Below are 18,309 nucleotides of genomic sequence, written 5' to 3' on the forward strand. Positions count from 1 at the left end.
CGTCCCGGTGTTCGCCTGCCGGGCCGCCCTGCGGCGCCTACTTGCCGATCGCGGCCATCGCCTTGCGGATCCTCTTGTCCGACACCGGGTACGGCGTGCCCAGGGATTGCGCGAACAATCCCACCCGTAGTTCCTCGATCATCCAGCGGATCGCGTCGACGTCCGGATCGTGGTGCCGGCGCGGATCGAGGCGGGCGAGTAGCTTGCCGTACTCGTCGAACACGGCGTCCAGCACGGTGAGGTTCTGCCGGTCCCGCACTGCCGACCCGGGGAGGGCTTCGAGTCGCACGATCGCGGCGTCGAGGTAGCGGGGCAGCTCGCGTAGCCGCGTGGCGCCGGTGTCGGTGACGAAACCCGGGTACACGAGTGCGTCGACCTGCTCACGGACGTCGTCGGCGGCATCGCCCCGCGCGCCGTCGAGCAGGACCCGAAGCTGCTGTGCTCGTGACAGGATCGGGACGACGAGACGTACCAGGACCGCCACCTCGCGGGACAATTCGGCGCGCACTGCCCGCTGCAGGGTCTCGAAGCCCTCGGGGGTGCGGGGCGGTCCGCCGTGACGCTCGATCAGCGCGTCCACCGCACAGGTCCGACAGTCCTCGACCAGGGCGTCGACGCTGCCGTGCGGATTCTGACTCAGCGCCAGTCGATCCCGGGTGCCGAGTCCGCCGATCGCGGACTTCGTCGGGGTCGGGACCGCGGCGAGCAGCAGTGCCCGGGTGCCCTCCCGCATGGCGCGGCGCTGGGCAGCCGGGGTCGCCAGCACCCGAACGGCGACACCGCCCGACTCGGGGACCAGCGCGGGATAGCCGACCACCTTCTGGCCACCGAGTGTGCGGGTGACGGTGTCCGGCACGGTTCCCAGGGTCTCCGATGTCCACACCGTGGCGGCGGCCCGTTCGGTGGTCGCGGCCGCCTTCGACACCGCCGCGGCGACGCGGGGTGCCTGACCGGCCCGCAGGTCGTCGAGGCTCTTGCTGCGGCCGAGGACCTTGCCGCCCGGGTCGACGGCCGCAAAGGTCATGCGCAGGTGGTCCGGAACGGCGGTGAGGTCGAAGTCCGCCGGGGTGATCGGGGCACCCGCCATCCGGGTCAGCTCCCTGGCGATCGCGACGGTCAACGGCTCGGTCCGGGGCTTGACCACGGACAGAGCCGCCCGCGCGTAGTCCGGTGCCGGGACGACGGTGCGGCGCAACGACTTCGGCAACGTCTTGATCAACGCGGTGACCAGGTCCTCGCGCATTCCGGGCACCAGCCACTCGAACCCGACATTGCGTACCTGTGCGAGCAGCGCGACCGGAATGCGTGCCGTGACGCCGTCGTACTCGGTTCCGGGTTCGAACTGGTAGGTCAGCGGGAACGAGATGTCACCCTGGCGCCAGGTGTTCGGGTAGTCGCCGCCCAGAACGGTGGTGGCCTCGGGGTTGACGACGTTCGCGGCGGTGAACGTCAGCAGGTCGGGGTCGTCCCGTCGCGCCTTCTTCCACCAGGTGTCGAAGTGCCGGGCGGACACCGCTTCCGAGCCGATGCGCTGGTCGTAGAACTCGAACAGCGCCTCGTCGTCGACGAGGATGTCGCGCCGGCGGGCCCTGGTCTCCATCTCCTCGACGTCGTCCAGCAGGGCCCGGTTGGCATGGAAGAACTTGTGCTGCGTCTGCCACTCGCCCTGCACCAGCGCGTGCCGGATGAACAGTTCGCGGGACGCCTCGGGGTCGATCGCCGAGTAGGTGACCGCGCGCTTGGCGACCAGCGGGATGCCGTACAGGGTGACCCGCTCGTACGCCATGGCGCAGGCCCGTTTCGTGGACCAGTGCGGCTCGGAGTAGGTGCGCTTGACGAGATGCGGGGCCATCTTCTCGGCCCATTCCGGCTCGATCCCGGCGGCCATCCGCCCCCACAGGCGTGACGTCTCGACCAGTTCGGCGGCCATCACCCAGCGCGGGGGCTTCTTGAACAGCGACGAGCCCGGGAAGATCGCGAACCGGGCGCCGCGGGCACCGAGGAAGTCCTTCTTCTCGCCCTCGCGCAACCCGATGTGCGAGAGGAGTCCCGCGAGCAGCGCCTGGTGCACGGAGTCGGGGGAGGCTTCCGTGTCGGCGACGGACCAGCCGAGGGAGCGGGTGATCTGCGACAGCTGACCGTGCAGGTCCTGCCACTCGCGGATCCGCAGCCAGTGCAGGTACTCGGCCTTGCACATCTTCCGGAACTGGTTGGAGGAGAGCTCTCTGCGTTGGGTGCGCAGGTACTCCCACAGCTTCGTGTACGCCAGGAAGTCCGACCCGGCGACCGTGAACCGGGCGTGCTTCTCGTCCGCGGCCTGCTGGTGCTCGGCCGGGCGTTCGCGTACGTCCTGGATCGACAGCGCCGAGACGATCACCAGCATCTCGCGCAGGCAGCCGGTGTGGTTGGCCTGCGCGAGCATCCGAGCCATGCGCGGGTCGACCGGGATCTGCGCCAGCTCGCGTCCGACCGGCGTCAGTTCGGCGGGCGCGTCCTTGCGAGCCGGCACCAGGGCGCCCAGTTCCTCGAGCAGCGCGACACCGTCGCGCACGGCCCGCGGATCGGGCTTCTCGACGAACGGGAACGCCTCGATGTCGCCGAGTCCGAGTGCCGTCATCTGCAGCACGACCGACGCCAGGTTGGTGCGCAGGATCTCCGGTTCGGTGAATTCGGGGCGGGACTCGAAGTCCTCCTCCGAGTACAGCCGGATGCAGATGCCGTCTGCGACACGGCCGCAGCGTCCGGCCCGCTGCCGGGCCGACGCCTGCGAGATCTCCTCGATCGGCAGCCGCTGCACCTTGGTGCGCACCGAGTACCGGGAGATGCGGGCGGTTCCCGGATCGACGACGTAGCGGATGCCGGGCACCGTCAGCGACGTCTCGGCGACGTTGGTGGACAGGACGACTCGTCGTCCGCTGTGCTTCTCGAACACCCGGTGCTGCTCGGCTGCGGACAGTCGTGCGTACAGCGGCAGGATGTCCAGGCCGCGGATCCTGCGGTCCCGCAACGCGTCCGCGGTGTCGCGGATCTCCCGCTCGCCGGACAGGAACACCAGGATGTCCCCGTCGCCCTCGGCCATCAGCTCCTCGACGGCCTCGCCGACCGCGTCCACCGGATCCCGGTCGATCGTCTGCTCGCCGACGTGCACGGTCAGCGGGCGGTACCGCATCTCGACGGGAAAGGTTCGGCCGGAGACCTCGACGATCGGGGCGGGTACCCCGTCGACCGCGAAGTGCTCCGCGAACCGCTCCGGGTCGATCGTCGCCGAGGTGATGATCACCTTCAGGTCGGGACGGCGGGGGAGCAGCTGCTTGAGGTAGCCGAGGATGAAGTCGATGTTCAGGCTGCGTTCGTGCGCCTCGTCGATGATCAGCGTGTCGTAGCGGCGCAGCAGCCGGTCGCGCTGGATCTCGGCGAGCAGGATGCCGTCGGTCATCAGTTTGACGAGCGTGCCGTCGGACACCTGGTCGGTGAACCGGACGGTGTAGCCGACCGCGTCCCCGAGCTCGGTGTCCAGTTCCTCCGCGATCCGCTCGGCGACCGTGCGGGCGGCGAGGCGGCGAGGTTGGGTGTGCCCGATCAGGCCGCGGATGCCGCGCCCGAGATCGAGACAGATCTTCGGAATCTGGGTGGTCTTGCCGGAGCCCGTCTCGCCGGCGACGATCACGACCTGGTGCGCCTCGATGGCGGCGGCGATGTCGTCGCGGCGGGCACTGACGGGCAGTGCCTCCGGATAGCTGGTCCGCGGGACACGGGAGCGACGGGTGGCGATCCTTGCCCGGGCGGTGGCGACCTCGGTGGCGACCGCGTCGAGTTGCTCGGCCGAGCGGGCGCGATCGAGACGCCGCCGCAGGCGGTACTCGTCACGGAGGGTCAGGTCGCCCAGCTGTCGCTTGATGTCGCGACGGGAGGGGCCGGGCTGCGCGGCAGGAGATGTGGTGGACATGCTCAGGCCAGGGTATCGAAGCCGAGGCCGTCGATCCCGCGTGGCGTCGAGTCGATCCGGCCGCGTGTCCGCCGCGCGTGCGACTATCTGGCCATGAGTGCAGACCTTCAGGCCACCGCCGGGACGCACCCGGTCGCTCGCGTGCTGCGCCTGGCCTTCGCCGCGCTGGGGCTTCTCGCCCTGATGTGGATTCCCTTGAACAGTGGCGACGACTTCAGTTGGTTCAACTACTTCAGCTACTTCACCGTGCTGAGCAACGTGCTCGCGGTGGTCGTGCTGCTGATCGGCGCGGCGGCGGATCCGCCCGGCCGCGCCTGGCAGTCGTTCCGGGGTGCGGTCACCGTCTACATGGTCATCACCGGAATCGTGTACGCGATCCTGCTCTCGAACATCGACGTCGGCATGCAGGGTCAGTGGACCAACGACATCGTGCATCGGGTGCTGCCGTTGGTGCTGATCGTGGATTGGGTGGTCAACCCGCCGCGGATGCGGATCAGTGACGGCCAGGCGATGACGTGGCTGTGGTTCCCGGTCCTGTACGGCGTGTACACGCTCGTACGCGGCCCGATCGCCGACTGGTACCCGTATCCGTTCATCGATCCCCGGACACAGGGCTATCTGCAGATGACGATCGGGTTGGTGGTCCTGATCGGAGCCTTCGTGCTGATCTGTCTGGCCGTGAATGTCGCCGGGCGCGCCGCCCGCCGGTGGCGATACGGTGAGGGCACACACGAGGCACCCGGCACCGGTGTCGAGAGGAAGGTCGAGGAATGAGCGGTTCGCTCTGGCACGGTTTCGCCGACATGGGCGCGGTTCAACGCGACGGCGCGTTCGTCGTCAGTCGTGGTGAGGGCGCGTACATCTGGGACGAGAACGGCACCCGCTACCTGGACGCGACCGCGGGACTGTGGTTCACCAACGTCGGGCACGGGCGCACGGAGATCGCGGACGCGGTCGCGAAGCAGCTGTCGACGGTGGCGCACTTCTCGAACTTCGGGGACTTCGCACCGGAGACGACGGTCGCGCTCGCGGACAAGCTCGCCGAGATCGCCCCGGTACCCGGCAGCAAGATCTTCTTCACCTCCGGCGGATCCGACTCGGTGGACACCGCTGCGAAGCTGGCCCGCCGCTACTGGAACGAGGTCGGCAAGCCGGGCAAGCGGATCGTCGTCGGCCGGCAGAAGGCCTACCACGGCATGCACGTCGCCGGCACCGCGCTCGCCGGGATCCCGGTGAACCGGGAAGGGTACGGCGAGCTGATGCCCGACACCCGAACGGTGGAGTGGGACAACGCCAAGAGCCTGCTGGAGCTGATCGAGCGGGAGGGCGCGGAGGCCATCGCGGCGTTCTTCTGTGAGCCGATCATCGGCGCAGGCGGGATCTACCTGCCGCCGGAGGGCTATCTCGCCGAGGTCCGCGAGATCTGCCGCGACCACGACATCCTGTTCGTGGTCGACGAGGTGGTCACCGGATTCGGCCGGATCGGCGGATCCTGGTTCGCGTCCACCCGATTCGACCTGCAGCCGGACATGATCACCACGGCGAAGGGCCTGACGTCGGGCTACGTCCCGATGGGTGCGGTGTTCATCGCTCCGCGCGTCGCCGAGCCGTTCTTCGGCGGCGGGGTGTGGTGGCGGCACGGCTACACGTACGGCGGCCACGCCGGTGCGGCCGCTGCCGCGCTGGCCAATCTCGAGATCATCGAGCGGGAGAACCTGCTCGCTGAATCGGCGCGCCTGGAACGGTCGCTGCACGAGCACCTGGCTCCGCTCGCCGACCACCCGCGCGTGCAGGAGGTGCGCAGCGGACTCGGCGCCGTCGCCGCCGTCCAGCTGGCGGACCCGGCGGAGGCGCTGCCGTTCGTGAAAACTCTTCGCGAACACGGCATCTCGGGCCGCGCGGCCGGAGTGGGGGCGATGCAGTTCTCGCCCTCGTTCGTGATGAGCGACGAGCAGGTCGCCGAGATGGCGGCCGGGGTCCGCGCGGCCCTCGGTTAGATGACTACGCCGCCCGTGCGCGGTTTCGGTGGTTGCTACCGCCAGAACCGCGCGCGGGCGGCGAGGCGCCGGAGGCGTTGGCGCAGAGTGGGTTCGACCGGCGCGAGGTCGACCTTGGGGCGCTGCTCGGCGTCGGAGGTCGCCTGCGCGTACCGGGTGTGCAGCTGTGCCCGGACCTCGTCGGGGGTGTATGCGCGCCGCTTGCGTTCGGAGCGCACGGTGAGTGCCCCGGTCGCGGCGACGCCCACGACACCGGCGAGACCGACGACCTTCCACAGGTGCCTTGGTTGCAGTCGCATCGCTCTAACCTAGGGGGATGAGTCGGCGAATGCACGAATCCCAGGTGAGCCTCGACGTGGCGGTGGATGCCACCCGCACCGGGGACATCTGGATCTTCCGGGGGCAGTCCGGCGCCGACCGTGCGATCCAGACCCTGACCAACAGTCCGGTCAATCACGTGGGCATGTCGGTGGTCCTCGACGACATGCCGCCGCTGATGTGGCACGCCGAGCTGGGGCACTCCCTGCAGGACATGTGGACGGGGCGATACCAGCGTGGGGTGCAGCTGCACGACCTGCGGGCGGCGGTGCAGGTGTGGGGCGCGAAGTACGGCCAGCGTGGATGGCTGCGTCAGCTGGAGTCGCCGGTGACCCGGGACCAGGAGGACGAGCTGTTGCGCGTCATCGCCCGACTCAACGGTGCCCCGTTCCCTTCCACCGCGAAGCTCGCCTCGCGGTGGTTCGGTGGCCGGCTGCCCGTGCTGCGTAGGCGGAGGCAGGAGCAGATGGCCGGGCTCGAGAGCGCCTACTGCGCCGAGGTCGTCGCGCAGACCTACGAGTCGATGGGACTGCTGACCGGTCGCCGTAAGACCAACTGGTACGACCCCGGGAGGTTCTGGAGCGGGGATCGGTTGCCGCTCGCCGACGGGGTGCGGCTGGGGGACGAGATCGCGGTTCTGCTCAGTGAGGCGGATCTGGCGGCCGGGCGCGCGCCGAAAGCCTGATCCGACCCGGCCGGCCGACGTGGGCCCACGGGACGCGGCGGCCCGGTCGGCCGGAAATGTCGGGAGTTTGACAGTCGCCCGGGCGTGATTCTTACGCCGGATTTCGATGTCGAACCCGACTCGTTCTGTGACCGGCGCCACTGTTTCGTCGTGTCGGTTGTCACATGTGCGACGAAAACCTTCTGGTTTGTTTCCGGTCGGAACCGCGTGATGCCCTGCGGGGACGCCGTTCTATACCAGTAATTGTGTTGTGCCATCACGCAACACGCCGCTCGTGACCATCTCGTGATCATCGCCTACGGTCGTTTCAGCTCGAAACAACCGGGCTACCGCCGACCCGCTACCGCTCGATCCTGTCCCGCGGGCCGGACGCCACCAACTTCCCCGGGACAGGAGTGGGACGACGAACCGCTCAGGGTGCACCGCGAGTGCGGCCCGGGCCCGTCACGCCGGCGGCAAGGAGAGGATTCATCCGAATGACTCGCTTCACCCCCAAGCGCGCCCTCGGCGCCGTCGCCGCCACCGCTGCTCTCGCCGCCGTCCCGATGGCGCTGAGCGCAGGCACCGCCTCGGCTGCCACCCACAACTGGGACGGCGTCGCGAACTGCGAAAGCAGCGGCAACTGGTCCACCAACACCGGTAACGGCTTCTACGGCGGCCTGCAGTTCACGCAGAGCACCTGGGAGGCGTACGGCGGCTCTGGTCAGGCGAACCACGCCAGCAAGGCCGAGCAGATCCGGGTCGCGGAGAACGTCCTCGCCGGACAGGGTGTCGGTGCGTGGCCCGTGTGCGGTCAGTACCTGACCGCCGGTGTCTCCGACATCGCCGAGCCGGTCGCTCCGGCCCCCGCGCAGACCCCTGTTCAGGAGGTCGCCACCCAGATCGCCGAGTCCGCCCCGGTGCAGACCCTCGGCGCGTCGAGCTACGTCGTCCAGGCCGGGGACACCCTGTCGCGGATCGCCGCCGATCACGGTGTCGACCTGTCGGTGTTCGCCAAGCAGGTGTCGAACATCGACCTGATCTTCCCCGGACAGGTGCTCGCCCTGTCCTGACGCGGTGTTGCCGCTGCGCCGCCCGGTCACCGTCTCAGACGGTCACCGGGCGGTCGCGTTGCACCAGGCCGCCGACCTCGATCCAGCCGTTCGGGGTCAGGCGGGTGAGGATCTTCGACCCGCGTCCCTGGGTGATGTGCAGGTTGCGCCGGAGGTGGTCGGTGATCCGGATGGCCGCGGCGCCGGTCGCCTCGTCCTCGGGGACCCCGAAGTCCGGGGCGAACATCCGCGCCGCGATGGCGCCTTCGCCCGCCCATGCCCACACGTAGTGGTGGCCGTCGGTGAACGACGTCGCGTCGACGGCATGTACGGCCGCGCTGTCGGGTTTGCAGTGCAGCGTGAACTCCGGCGCCCAGTCCGCCTTCGCCCGGACCCAGGTGACGCCGTCGCTGGTGTGCGTCGCGACGGGGCCGGCGGGGACTTCCAGGGTGTCGACCCGCAGTCCCTGCTCGGTCAGCCACCAGGACACGCCGACCGTGGGGTGTCCGGCGAAGGGGAGTTCGGTTGCGGGGGTGAAGATCTGGGCGGTCGTCGCCTCCGCGTTCGGCTGGGGTAGATCGACGAAGACGGTTTCGCTGAACCCGAGCTTCGTCGCCAGCCGTTGCCGGTCCGGCGGCGGCACCTGGGCCGCGTCGACGATGCCGAGCGGATTACCATGGCGCCCATCGTGATCGGTGAACACCCGGACGACTTCTACCTGAATGCTCATCGTCAAACGATACCGCCGTACCGAGTGGCGAAAGGTGCCCTTCGAGTAACGATCTCCGTGCGCGCACCTCGGTGGCGACACGGACCGGACGGTCGTCCCGGTCGTGCTTCGCCGGCGCCCTCGGCCTGGAGGAACGTGTCCCGGGTGCCGGCGGCGGCGCGAAACCGACCGAGAGGTAACGGCGATAGGTTTCGGTACACTGATAGGCGTGTCCGATCAGACGTATCAGCCCACCCTCGCGCAGCTGCGTGCGTTCGTCGCGGTCGCCGAGTATCGCCACTTCGGCACTGCGGCAACCCGCCTCGGCGTGAGTCAGCCCACACTGTCGCAGGCCCTCGCCGCGCTGGAGTCCGGCCTCGGTGTGCAGCTGATCGAGCGCAGTACCCGCCGCGTGCTCGTCACCGCCGCGGGCGCGGCCCTGCTGCCTCAGGCCAAGCAGATCCTCGACGCCGCCGACGGATTCGTCGCCACGGCTGCCGGAGTCGGCCACGCCCTGTCGGGTCCGTTGCGAATCGGGCTGATCCCCACCGTCGCGCCCTATGTGCTTCCGGCGTTGCTGCCCGCGCTGAGCAGTGAGCTTCCCGCCGTCACCCCGCAGGTCGTCGAGGACCAAACCGCGCGGCTGCTGGAGGCGCTGCGCGGCGGCGTGCTGGACGTGGCAATGCTCGCGTTGCCGTCGGAGGCCTCCGGGATGGTTGAAATACCCTTGTACGACGAGGATTTCGTCGTCGTGGTGCCCCGAGGTCACCGGTTGGCGGGGCGCATGGACCTCGCGCCCGGAGTCCTCGACGAGCTGGCCCTGCTGCTGCTCGACGAGGGGCACTGCCTGCGGGACCAGACCCTCGACCTGTGCCGCTCGGTGAATGCGCACCCGATTGCCGGTGACACCCGAGCCACGTCGCTGACCACCGTCGTGCAGTGCGTCGCCGGCGGTCTCGGAGTGACTCTGGTGCCGGAATCGGCGGTCGAGGTGGAGACCGCGCGAGGGGACCTCGCCACCGCGCGGTTCGCCGCGCCCGTGCCGGGCCGCACGATCGGGCTGGTGTTCCGGGCGTCGAGCACTCGCGTGGAGGCATACAGTCGGCTCGCCGACATCGTCCGTTCCGTCGCTCCCGCCGGTGTGGCCCTGCGTCCGTGAGCCGGCCGCTCGTCCGGTTCCCGCCGGACCGCCCCGAGTGCTCCGCCGACGCCGGTCCCCGGGTCGGGAGCGGCCGAACGAGCGGTCCTGCGCGTGGTGGCGAAGAATCCGGGTGGGAAGATCGTCGAACGCGGCCTGCGACCTCCCGTACCCGGGCCCGCAGGCCACCGATCAGGATGTCCGTCGCGTAACGGCGACGGCGTCACGACCCGACAGTTGAAGGAGAGACAGGCGTGAGCACCAGTGTCATCGTGGCGGGGGCCCGGACCCCGATCGGCAAGCTGTCGGGCGCGTTGGCGTCGCTGACGGCGGCGGACCTCGGCGGGCGGGCGATCGCCGCCGCGATCGAGCGCGCAGGCGTCGGGACCGACGGCGTCGACGCCGTGGTCATGGGCACCGTCGTCCAGGCCGGCGTCGGCCCGAACCCGGCGCGTCAAGCGGCGGTCGCGGCGGGGCTGCCGATGACCGTGCCCGCGACCACCGTCAACAACCTCTGCCTGTCCGGGCTCGAGGCGATCATGCAGGCCGACCGGTTGATCGCGACCGGAGCCGCCGACGTCGTCGTGGCCGGCGGCATGGAATCGATGACGAACGCCCCGTACCTGGTGCGCGGCGCCCGGCAGGGCCTCAAGTACGGCTCCACCGGATTCGAGGACGCTCTCGACCGGGACGCGCTGACCTGTGCGTTCGACGGCATCTCCATGGGTGCTTCCACCGAGCGCTACCAGGCGTCGGAGAACATCTCCCGCGCCGAGCAGGACGAGTTCGCGGCCCGCTCGCACCGCCTCGCGGCGGAGGCGACGGAGTCCGGTGCATTCGCGGCCGAGATCGCCCCGGTGGAGATCGCCTCCCGCAAGGGCACCGTCACGGTCGCCGTCGACGAGGGCATCCGCGCCGAGACCACCGTCGACTCGCTCGGCAAGCTGCGCCCGGCGTTCGCGAAGGACGGCACCATCACCGCCGGCGCCTCCTCGCAGCTGTCCGACGGCGCGGCCGCGGTGGTCGTGATGCGCAAGGACCTCGCCGAGGCCCGCGGCATCGAGTGGCTCGCCGAGATCCGCGCGCATGCGCTGGTCGCCGGCCCGGACACCTCGCTGCTGCACCAGCCCGCCAACGCGATCGAGGCCGCGCTCAAGCGCGACGGCGAGACCACCGTCGCCGATCTGGACCTGTTCGAGATCAACGAGGCGTTCGCCGGTGTCTCCATTGCGTCGATGCGCCAGCTCGGTGTCGACGCCGACAAGGTCAACATCCACGGCGGCGCGATCGCGGTCGGACACCCGGTCGGTATGTCCGGCGCGCGAATCGCCCTGTCCCTGGCGCATTCGCTCAAGGCCGCCGGTGGCGGCAAGGGCGCGGCCGCACTGTGCGGCGGTGGCGGCCAGGGTATCGCCATGATCCTGTCCGTGTAAGCAGCTGCGCTGCCTGTCGCGCTCGTGGTGGCTCCCGTCACCACGAGCGCGCACAGGCGCGTCAGCGCCTGCCGCGTTTGGCGGCGGGCTTTCCCTTGCCGCCCTTGGTGTTTCGCTGGACCGGCACCTTGCCCGCCTCGACACGGGCCGCTCGTTTGGCGGCCGCCTTCTGCGACGCGGTGCGTTTGGGTGCCGGTTCGTCGGCGCCGCGGCCGCGAGACGAGTTGGCGCTGCGCCCACGCACGATGCCGACGAACTCCTCGACGAGCTCGGTGGTCCGGTCGGCAGGCCAGGCCAGGGCGACCGGGGAGACCGGGGCGTCGGTGACGGTCCGGTAGGTCAGGTCCTTGCGATGATGCAGCCGCGCCAGGGACTGCGGCACCACCAGCACGCCGACACCGGCCGCGACGAGTTCGACACCCTCGGCCGTCGTGTCGGGACGGTGCTGCGCGGCGGTGCCCGGCCGGGTCGGCCACTCGAGCACATCGTCGTGCGGGTGCAGCAGGATCTCATCGGCCAGATCCACCGCGGAGACCTCGTCGGCGGCGGTGATCACATGGTCCTTCGGCACCACGACCACCGGGGTCTCCTCGTAGAGAGCGATCACACTCAGACCGTCGCGATCGACGGGCAGACGCACCAGCCCGGCGTCCGCGCCGCCCGAACGCAGCAGGTCCGGGGCCTCGGCGGCGGTCACGGTGACCAGCTCCAGGGGGACATCGGGCAGGCGTTCGCCCCAGATGCGCACCCACTTGGCCGGGGTGACGCCGGGCACGTACGCGAGCCGGAACGGAGTGGGTACGGCGGGCTCGGTCATTCCGCCAGGCTACCGGGCCGCCGCGGTCGTGACGGCGCTCGATAGGCTGGACCCATGAGTGCGCAGAAGACACCCCAGACGATGAAGCCGGCCACCGCCGCGAAGAAGCTGGACGTGTACCTCGAGGCCACCCCCGCCGACTTCCGGGAGGGTGCCGTGTCCCGGGAGCAGCTTGCGGAACTGCGCACCAACCCGCCGCAGTGGCTGCAGGACCTGCGCGCCAACGGCCCGCACCCGAAGAACGTGGTCGCCGCCAAGCTCGGCGTCTCGATCGCCGGACTCGTCCGTGGCGGCGTCACCGAGGCCCTGACCACCGAGCAGATCGATGCCCTGCTCGGTGACCAGCCGGACTGGCTGGTCGCCGAGCGCGCGAACCTGGTCGAGGTCCGCAAGGACGAGAAGCGGATTCGCGAGCAGCAGATGGCGCAGCGGGAGGCGTCGAACCGCAAGCAGCGCAATGCCAAGCCGATCCTGCACCCGCAGGACTGAAGGCGGCACCGCGTAACGCGTGGCGACGCGAACGCGATGGGCTGATCGGTGTCCGGGGGAGCACCCGGACACGCCTGATTTGGACGTCACCACTGCTGATGAGGAGCGCCACGCGTGTCGAACCCGCATGACATGAGTTCGGATCCAACCGTCATCATCCCGCGTGTGGACCCGGCTCAGGTTCCCTCGCCGACCCCCGAACCGGGCACCGGCTCGGGCCGACGGGGGAAGGCGATCGCCGCCGGAGCCTCCGTCGCCGCCCTGGTGATCGGCGCGTTCGCGGGTTACCTCGTGGGCTCGAACGGGTCGGACACCGAGACCGCGACGCCGGTCGCGGCAACCACCGTCGTTCCGACGACCACCGCTGCCGCTCCGGTACCGGGACCAGGACAGTTCCTCGCGGCGTCCGGCACCGTCGACACGATCGCGGGCAACACGTTCGTTCTCAAGACCGCGGACGGCACCAAGGTCACCGTCGGCACCACCGGCACGACGCGCATCATCACACTGAAGGGCGACACCCTCGGTGATCTCGAGGTCGGTGACTCCGCAGTCGTCCAGGGCGCGCAGTCCGGCACCGACTTCGCCGCCGACCTGGTGATCGCCGGCGCTCTGCCCGGACTCGTCCCGACCACCGCCGCGGCCGCGACCCCGGAACCGGAGCCCGAACCCGTCGCAGCACAGCCGGCGCCGCGACAGCAGTCCGCCGCACCCGTCGTGACCGAGGCGCCGACGCAGCCGACCCAGACCCAGAGTCCTGCCGCACCCGCACCCGCACCCGCACCCGCGCCCGAGGCCGACGACGAGATCGGCCCGAGCGGCGGCTACGGTCCGCAGGGCGACTACGGGCCGAGCGGCAACTACGGCCCGAAGGGCGACTACGGACCAAAGGGTGACTACGGACCGAAGGGCGACTACGGCCCGAACTGATCGGGTCGCATGCGCAGTCGGGTAGTCCGCTACTCGTGTCAGACCGTCGAGCGCGACCTAGCGTCGGTCCTGCTGATGGGCGCACACGAAGCGAAGCACCGCCCGAACCGGTCACCTCGGCCGGTCCGCCCGGGCGGGACGGCTTCCCGACGCGGAAGGATCCGCCATGATGGCGAAGCACGAGGTAGTCCAGGGAGACACGCTCTCGACGCTGGCCGAGAGGTACTACGGCGATGCTCGGCTGTTCCGGGTGATCGCGGTGGCCAACCACCTGCAGGACCCCGACCTGATCCTGGTCGGCCAGGAGCTCGTTGTCCCGTATGTCACCTACCGGCACCGGGTGGTGGCCGGTGACACCAAATCCGGGCTGGCCGCGAAGTTCTCCCACGACACCGCCATGCGCGGCGTGATCGAGATCGCCAATCACGCCGCGCAGAGGGACATCAGGGTGGGCGAGTGGCTGCTCATCCCCGACCTGGGTGATGTCGGGCACCACACCCTGGTCGCCGGCGAGACGCTCCAGGACCTGGCGCTTCGCTGGTACGGCGAGGCGAATCTGTGGCCGATCATCTCCATCGCCAATCACCTCGAGGACGAACCACCCCTGGGGACCGTGCTGATCCAGCCTCGGCTGAACGGACGGCACACCGTGGTCGCTGGTGACACCCTGTCGCAACTCGCGCTGGAAACGTACGGTCCCGGCGACCTCGACACCAAGGTGGCCCTCGTCGCGGCCGCGAATCTGATTCCCGACCCGAACCTGATCCGCGTCGGGCAGGTTCTCTTCTTCCCGTCGACGAACTGACGGAACGCCCCTCACCGAGCGTGTGCGGACTTCGATCCCACGCGGCGGGTGACCGCCATCCGGAACCCCTCCGGCTTGAACGTCAGCTGTTCGCGCACGTCGAGGGTGTAGGCGGGGTCGGCTGTGAATTCGTAGCGGTGCAGGATGGTGGCGAGCGCGAGAATCATTTCGTGGTATGCGAACTGCCTGCCGATGCATGCCCGGATTCCGGTGCCGAACGGCTTGTACCCGTGGCCGGGCCGCGCGCGGACCTGCTCCGGCAGGAACCGGTCCGGCCGGAACTCGCCGGCGTCGTCACCCCACACCGCCGGATCGCGATGGACCCGCTGCAACACCACCATCAGCATCTGCCCCTTCTCGAAGGGGTAGCGGCCGCCGAGGACGGTGTCCTGCTTGGCTTCCCGGAAGTACCCGGGAGCCGTCGGCCACAGCCGCAGCGTCTCGTCGAGAACCCGGCGGACGGCCCGGAGCTTCGCCACCTCCTCGAACCGGACGGGGATGCCGGGCTGCGCCGACATCGGCGCAGCCCACAGCGCGTCGACCTCCGCGCGCGCCCGAGCCGCCTCCTCCGGATGCCGCGCGAGCAGGTACAGCGCGAAAGCCAATGCGGACGAGCTGGTTTCGTGTCCGGCGACGAGGAACGTGAGGATCTGGTTGCGCATGTTGACGGCGTCGAGGCGCTCTCCGGTCGCCGGGTCCCGCGTGGCGAGCATCAGGTCGAGCAGGTCGTGGGGCTCGTCGTGGGGCCGGGCCTGCCGGTCCGCGACGACATCGTCGACGACCGTGAACATGTGCTCGATGTCGCCGCGGTGGTCGCGAGCGCGGCCCGTGACGCGGTCGTACAGGGCACGTCCGGGCACGGGGACACCCTGCTTCTGCACGTACCCGAGCGCACGGTTCATCGCCTGGACGAACGGGTCGAGGTCGGCGCGGTCGAACGAGCCGAAGCGGTAACCGAACCCGCAGCGGCCGATCGTCTCGAGTGTCAGTTTCGTCATCTCGGCCGCCACGTCGAGATCACCGGGGGCCGAGTCCCACGCCGCGCACATCTCGTCGACGACGTCGACCATCGTGTCGTGATAGGAGCGCATCGCGGCCTGGGTGAACGCCGGTGCGAGGATCGCATGCGCCTTCGCCCAGTTGGGTTCGTCGTTGTAGGCGGTGAACAACCCGTCCGAGACGATGGGGCGCAGCAACTGCAGCGGTCGTGCGACCGCCTTCTGCCACACGGAATCGTCGTTCACCTCGGCCGCGAGGTCGGCCCCGCCGACGAACGTCAGACGCAGACCCAGGATGCGGCGCTGGTAGATCGGCCCGAGCAGATCGAGCATCCGCGCGGTCTTCTGCATCGGCCGTACCGGGTCGAGCCCGAGCACGTCACCGAGTATCGGTACCCGCCGCGGCGGATGCGGTGGTCGCAGAACCCCCGACATGACATTCCCCCTCTTCGTGCGGAGTGAAACTCCCCTCACCCCTCGATCACTTCGAACTCGTCGAAGACGACCTCGCCTGCGGCGTCGGATTCGGCGAGGTTGACCTCGCCGACAAGGGCCCAGCCGTGATCGCCGTTCGGGTCGGCGAGGGTCTGCCGCACGCGCCACAGCTCGGCCTCCCGCGACACCGTGAACAGTTGCGGGCCACGGGCGTCGGGGCCGGTGCCGATCTCGTCGTACTCGTCGAAGTACAGCTCCATCAGCTCCGACCAGTCCTGCTCCTCGAGCCCGTCACCCAGCTCGGCCAGCAGGTCCCATCGGTGGCGGGACGCCAGCTCCACTCGCTTGAACATCGCATTGCGGACCATGACGGTGAACGCGCGGACATTGGCCGTGACCGGGCGCGGGATGTCTGCACCGAACGCGACCTGCTGGTCGTCGGACTCGACACCCGGGTTGGTGAGCTGCTCCCACTCGTCGAGCAGCGACGAGTCGACCTGGCGGATCAGCTCGCCGAGCCACTCGACGATGTCCTCGAACTCCTCGGTGCGTGCGGAATCGGGGACCGTCTGCCGCAGAGCGCGGTACGCGTCGGCGAGGTAGCGCAGCACCAGGCCCTCGGACCGGGCGAGGCCGTAGTGGCTGACGAGTTCGGCGAAGGTCATGGTCTTCTCGATCATGTCCCGCACCACCGACTTCGGGGACAGCGCGAACTCCGACACCCACGGGTGCCCGCCCCGGTACGTCTCGAACGCCGGGTACAGCAGCTCCTCGAGCGGCTTCGGCCAGGTGATGTCCTCGAGGAGTTCCATCCGCTCCTCGTACTCGATGCCGTCGGCCTTCATCTGCTGCACGGCCTCACCGCGGGCGGCGTGCTGCTGCGCCATCAGGATCTGCCGCGGGTCGTCGAGGGTGGACTCGATCACCGACACCACGTCGAGCGCGTAGGTGACGGAATCGACGTCGAGCAGTTCGATGGCCGCGAGCGCGAACGGTGACAGCGGCTGGTTGAGCGCGAAGTCGCGCTGCAGGTCGACGGTCAGCCGCGCCCACGAGCCGTTCTCGTCCGGCTCGTCCAGCTGCTCGACGATCCCGGCCTGCAGCAGGCCGCGGTAGAGGGCGATCGCGCGACGGATGTGCTTGCGCTGCTGCGGCCGCGCCTCGTGGTTGTCCTCGAGCAGGTGTCGCATCGCGGTGAAACAGTTGCCGGGCCGGGCGATCACGTTGAGCAGCATCGAGTTCGACACCCGGAACCGGGAGGTGAGCTGCTCCGGGGAGGCGGCGACGAGACGTTCGAACGTCGGCTCACCCCACGAGACGAAGCCCTCCGGCGGCTTCTTGCGCTGAATCTTCTTGAGCTTCTTCGGATCGTCACCGGCCTTGAGGACGAGGCGGTGGTTCTCGATCTCGTGCTCGGGCGCCTGAACCACGACGGTGCCCATGGTGTCGAACCCGGCGCGGCCGGCGCGGCCGGCGATCTGATGGAACTCGCGCGCACGCAGGTGCCGGGTGCGGGTGCCGTCGAACTTCGTCAGCCCGGTCATCAGGACGGTGCGGATCGGGACGTTGATGCCGACGCCGAGGGTGTCGGTGCCGCAGATGACCTTGAGCAGGCCGTCCTGCGCGAGCCGTTCGATCAGGCGCCGGTACTTCGGCAGCATGCCCGCGTGGTGCACGCCGATGCCGTGCCGGACCAACCGAGACAGCGTCTTGCCGAAGCCCGTGGTGAACCGGAATCCGCCGATCGCGTCGGCGATCGCGGCCTTCTCCTCCTTGCTGCACATGTTGACGCTCGTCAACGCCTGCGCGCGTTCGAGGGCGGCGGCCTGCGTGAAGTGCACGACGTACACCGGCGCCTGGTGCGTGGTGACCAGTTCCTCGATCGTCTCGCCGATCGGCGTCCTCGCGTACGAGAAGGTCAGCGGCACCGGCCTTTCGGTGCCCCCGACCACCGTGGTGGGCCGGCCGGTGCGGCGGGTGAGGTCGTCCGAGAAGAACGACACGTCGCCGAGGGTCGCGGACATCAGCAGGAACTGGGCGTTCGGCAGTTCGATCAGCGGCACCTGCCACGCCCAGCCACGGTCCGGTTCGGAGTAGTAGTGGAACTCGTCCATCACGACCTGACCGATGTCCGAGTCCGCGCCCTGCCGCAGCGCCAGGTTCGCGACGATCTCCGCGGTCGCGCACACGATCGGCGCCGACGAGTTCACCGACGCGTCGCCGGTCATCATGCCGACGTTCTCGGCGCCGAACACTTCGCACAGCGCGAAGAACTTCTCGCTCACCAGAGCCTTGATCGGCGCGGTGTAGAAGGTGCGCCTGCCGTCCGCGAGCGCGGCGAAGTGCGCACCGATCGCGACCATCGACTTGCCCGACCCGGTCGGGGTGGACAGGATGACGTTCGCGCCCGAGACGATCTCGATCAGCGACTCCTCCTGCGCGGGATACAGCGTCAGCCCACGCTCCGATGCCCAGCCGGCAAAGGCGTCGAAGAGGGAGTCGGCATCGGGGGAGTCGGGGACCAGATCGGAGAGCAGCACCGATACAGGCTATTCGAGAAGGTGGACCCGGGGTGCCC

At 69.6% G+C, this 18,309-nt stretch carries 15 protein-coding genes; 9 read left to right on the forward strand and 6 right to left on the reverse strand.

Features of this window, described 5'->3' with window-relative positions; genetic code table 11:
* Positions 1 to 37: 37 nt before the first annotated feature.
* Positions 38 to 3,946: an ATP-dependent RNA helicase HrpA gene (hrpA, locus tag ACWDUM_RS15330; RefSeq protein WP_450134608.1), complete on the reverse strand. Its 3,909-nt coding sequence runs from the start codon at positions 3,944 to 3,946 to the stop codon at positions 38 to 40.
* A gap of 93 nt (positions 3,947 to 4,039) precedes the next feature.
* Here hrpA and ACWDUM_RS15335 point away from each other — a divergent pair, with 93 nt between their 5' ends.
* Together ACWDUM_RS15335 and ACWDUM_RS15340 are read left to right on the forward strand one after the other, a co-directional pair.
* On the forward strand, positions 4,040 to 4,720 hold the full coding sequence (locus tag ACWDUM_RS15335; protein ID WP_450134609.1) for a Pr6Pr family membrane protein: 681 nt from the start codon (positions 4,040 to 4,042) through the stop codon (positions 4,718 to 4,720).
* Positions 4,717 to 5,943: an aminotransferase family protein gene (locus ACWDUM_RS15340; protein WP_450134610.1), complete on the forward strand. Its 1,227-nt coding sequence runs from the start codon at positions 4,717 to 4,719 to the stop codon at positions 5,941 to 5,943. The genes ACWDUM_RS15335 and ACWDUM_RS15340 overlap by 4 nt, the downstream gene beginning before the upstream one ends.
* A 35-nt stretch (positions 5,944 to 5,978) precedes the next feature.
* Here the strand turns inward: ACWDUM_RS15340 and ACWDUM_RS15345 are convergent, their stop codons facing one another.
* Complete coding sequence (locus ACWDUM_RS15345; protein ID WP_450134611.1) at positions 5,979 to 6,242, reverse strand: hypothetical protein; 264 nt, start codon at positions 6,240 to 6,242, stop codon at positions 5,979 to 5,981.
* A 17-nt stretch (positions 6,243 to 6,259) separates the two neighbouring features.
* Here ACWDUM_RS15345 and ACWDUM_RS15350 point away from each other — a divergent pair, with 17 nt between their 5' ends.
* Positions 6,260 to 6,946 (forward strand): hypothetical protein, encoded by a 687-nt coding sequence (locus ACWDUM_RS15350; RefSeq protein WP_450134612.1) that lies wholly within the window; start codon positions 6,260 to 6,262, stop codon positions 6,944 to 6,946.
* Positions 6,947 to 7,422: 476 nt separating this feature from the next.
* Complete coding sequence (locus ACWDUM_RS15355) at positions 7,423 to 7,998, forward strand: transglycosylase family protein (protein ID WP_450134613.1); 576 nt, start codon at positions 7,423 to 7,425, stop codon at positions 7,996 to 7,998.
* Positions 7,999 to 8,032: 34 nt separating this feature from the next.
* Here the strand turns inward: ACWDUM_RS15355 and ACWDUM_RS15360 are convergent, their stop codons facing one another.
* Entirely contained in the window at positions 8,033 to 8,707 is a 675-nt protein-coding gene (locus ACWDUM_RS15360; protein ID WP_450134614.1) for a PhzF family phenazine biosynthesis protein, read from the reverse strand.
* A 208-nt stretch (positions 8,708 to 8,915) separates the two neighbouring features.
* Between ACWDUM_RS15360 and ACWDUM_RS15365 the strand changes: the two genes are divergently transcribed.
* Both ACWDUM_RS15365 and ACWDUM_RS15370 read left to right on the forward strand, forming a co-directional pair.
* Positions 8,916 to 9,845: a LysR substrate-binding domain-containing protein gene (locus tag ACWDUM_RS15365; protein WP_450134615.1), complete on the forward strand. Its 930-nt coding sequence runs from the start codon at positions 8,916 to 8,918 to the stop codon at positions 9,843 to 9,845.
* A gap of 233 nt (positions 9,846 to 10,078) precedes the next feature.
* Complete coding sequence (locus ACWDUM_RS15370; protein WP_450114358.1) at positions 10,079 to 11,257, forward strand: acetyl-CoA C-acyltransferase; 1,179 nt, start codon at positions 10,079 to 10,081, stop codon at positions 11,255 to 11,257.
* 61 nt (positions 11,258 to 11,318) lie between these two features.
* Here the strand turns inward: ACWDUM_RS15370 and ACWDUM_RS15375 are convergent, their stop codons facing one another.
* Complete coding sequence (locus ACWDUM_RS15375) at positions 11,319 to 12,074, reverse strand: LysR substrate-binding domain-containing protein (RefSeq protein ID WP_450134616.1); 756 nt, start codon at positions 12,072 to 12,074, stop codon at positions 11,319 to 11,321.
* 54 nt (positions 12,075 to 12,128) lie between these two features.
* On the opposite strand from ACWDUM_RS15375, the gene ACWDUM_RS15380 reads away from it, so the two are divergent.
* The 3 genes from ACWDUM_RS15380 (at position 12,129) to ACWDUM_RS15390 (ending at position 14,298) form a co-directional block, all read left to right on the forward strand.
* The gene (locus tag ACWDUM_RS15380; RefSeq protein WP_450134617.1) at positions 12,129 to 12,563 is read left to right on the forward strand and encodes a DUF5997 family protein; all 435 of its coding nucleotides are present in this window, start codon (positions 12,129 to 12,131) and stop codon (positions 12,561 to 12,563) included.
* Positions 12,564 to 12,695: 132 nt separating this feature from the next.
* Positions 12,696 to 13,493, forward strand: coding sequence for a hypothetical protein (locus tag ACWDUM_RS15385; protein ID WP_450134618.1), 798 nt, complete (start codon positions 12,696 to 12,698; stop codon positions 13,491 to 13,493).
* Between the two features lie 166 nt (positions 13,494 to 13,659).
* The gene (locus ACWDUM_RS15390) at positions 13,660 to 14,298 is read left to right on the forward strand and encodes a LysM peptidoglycan-binding domain-containing protein (protein ID WP_450134619.1); all 639 of its coding nucleotides are present in this window, start codon (positions 13,660 to 13,662) and stop codon (positions 14,296 to 14,298) included.
* 11 nt (positions 14,299 to 14,309) lie between these two features.
* Here the strand turns inward: ACWDUM_RS15390 and ACWDUM_RS15395 are convergent, their stop codons facing one another.
* Together ACWDUM_RS15395 and ACWDUM_RS15400 are read right to left on the reverse strand one after the other, a co-directional pair.
* Positions 14,310 to 15,731 carry a cytochrome P450 gene (locus ACWDUM_RS15395; RefSeq protein ID WP_450134620.1) on the reverse strand — a complete coding sequence of 474 codons (1,422 nt, stop codon included), beginning with the start codon at positions 15,729 to 15,731 and terminating at the stop codon, positions 14,310 to 14,312.
* Between the two features lie 35 nt (positions 15,732 to 15,766).
* A complete protein-coding gene (locus tag ACWDUM_RS15400) occupies positions 15,767 to 18,271 on the reverse strand; it encodes a DEAD/DEAH box helicase (protein ID WP_450134621.1) in 2,505 nt (834 codons plus the stop codon).
* Positions 18,272 to 18,309: the final 38 nt, after the last annotated feature.

This window comes from Rhodococcus sp. NPDC003322 (assembly GCF_053589555.1).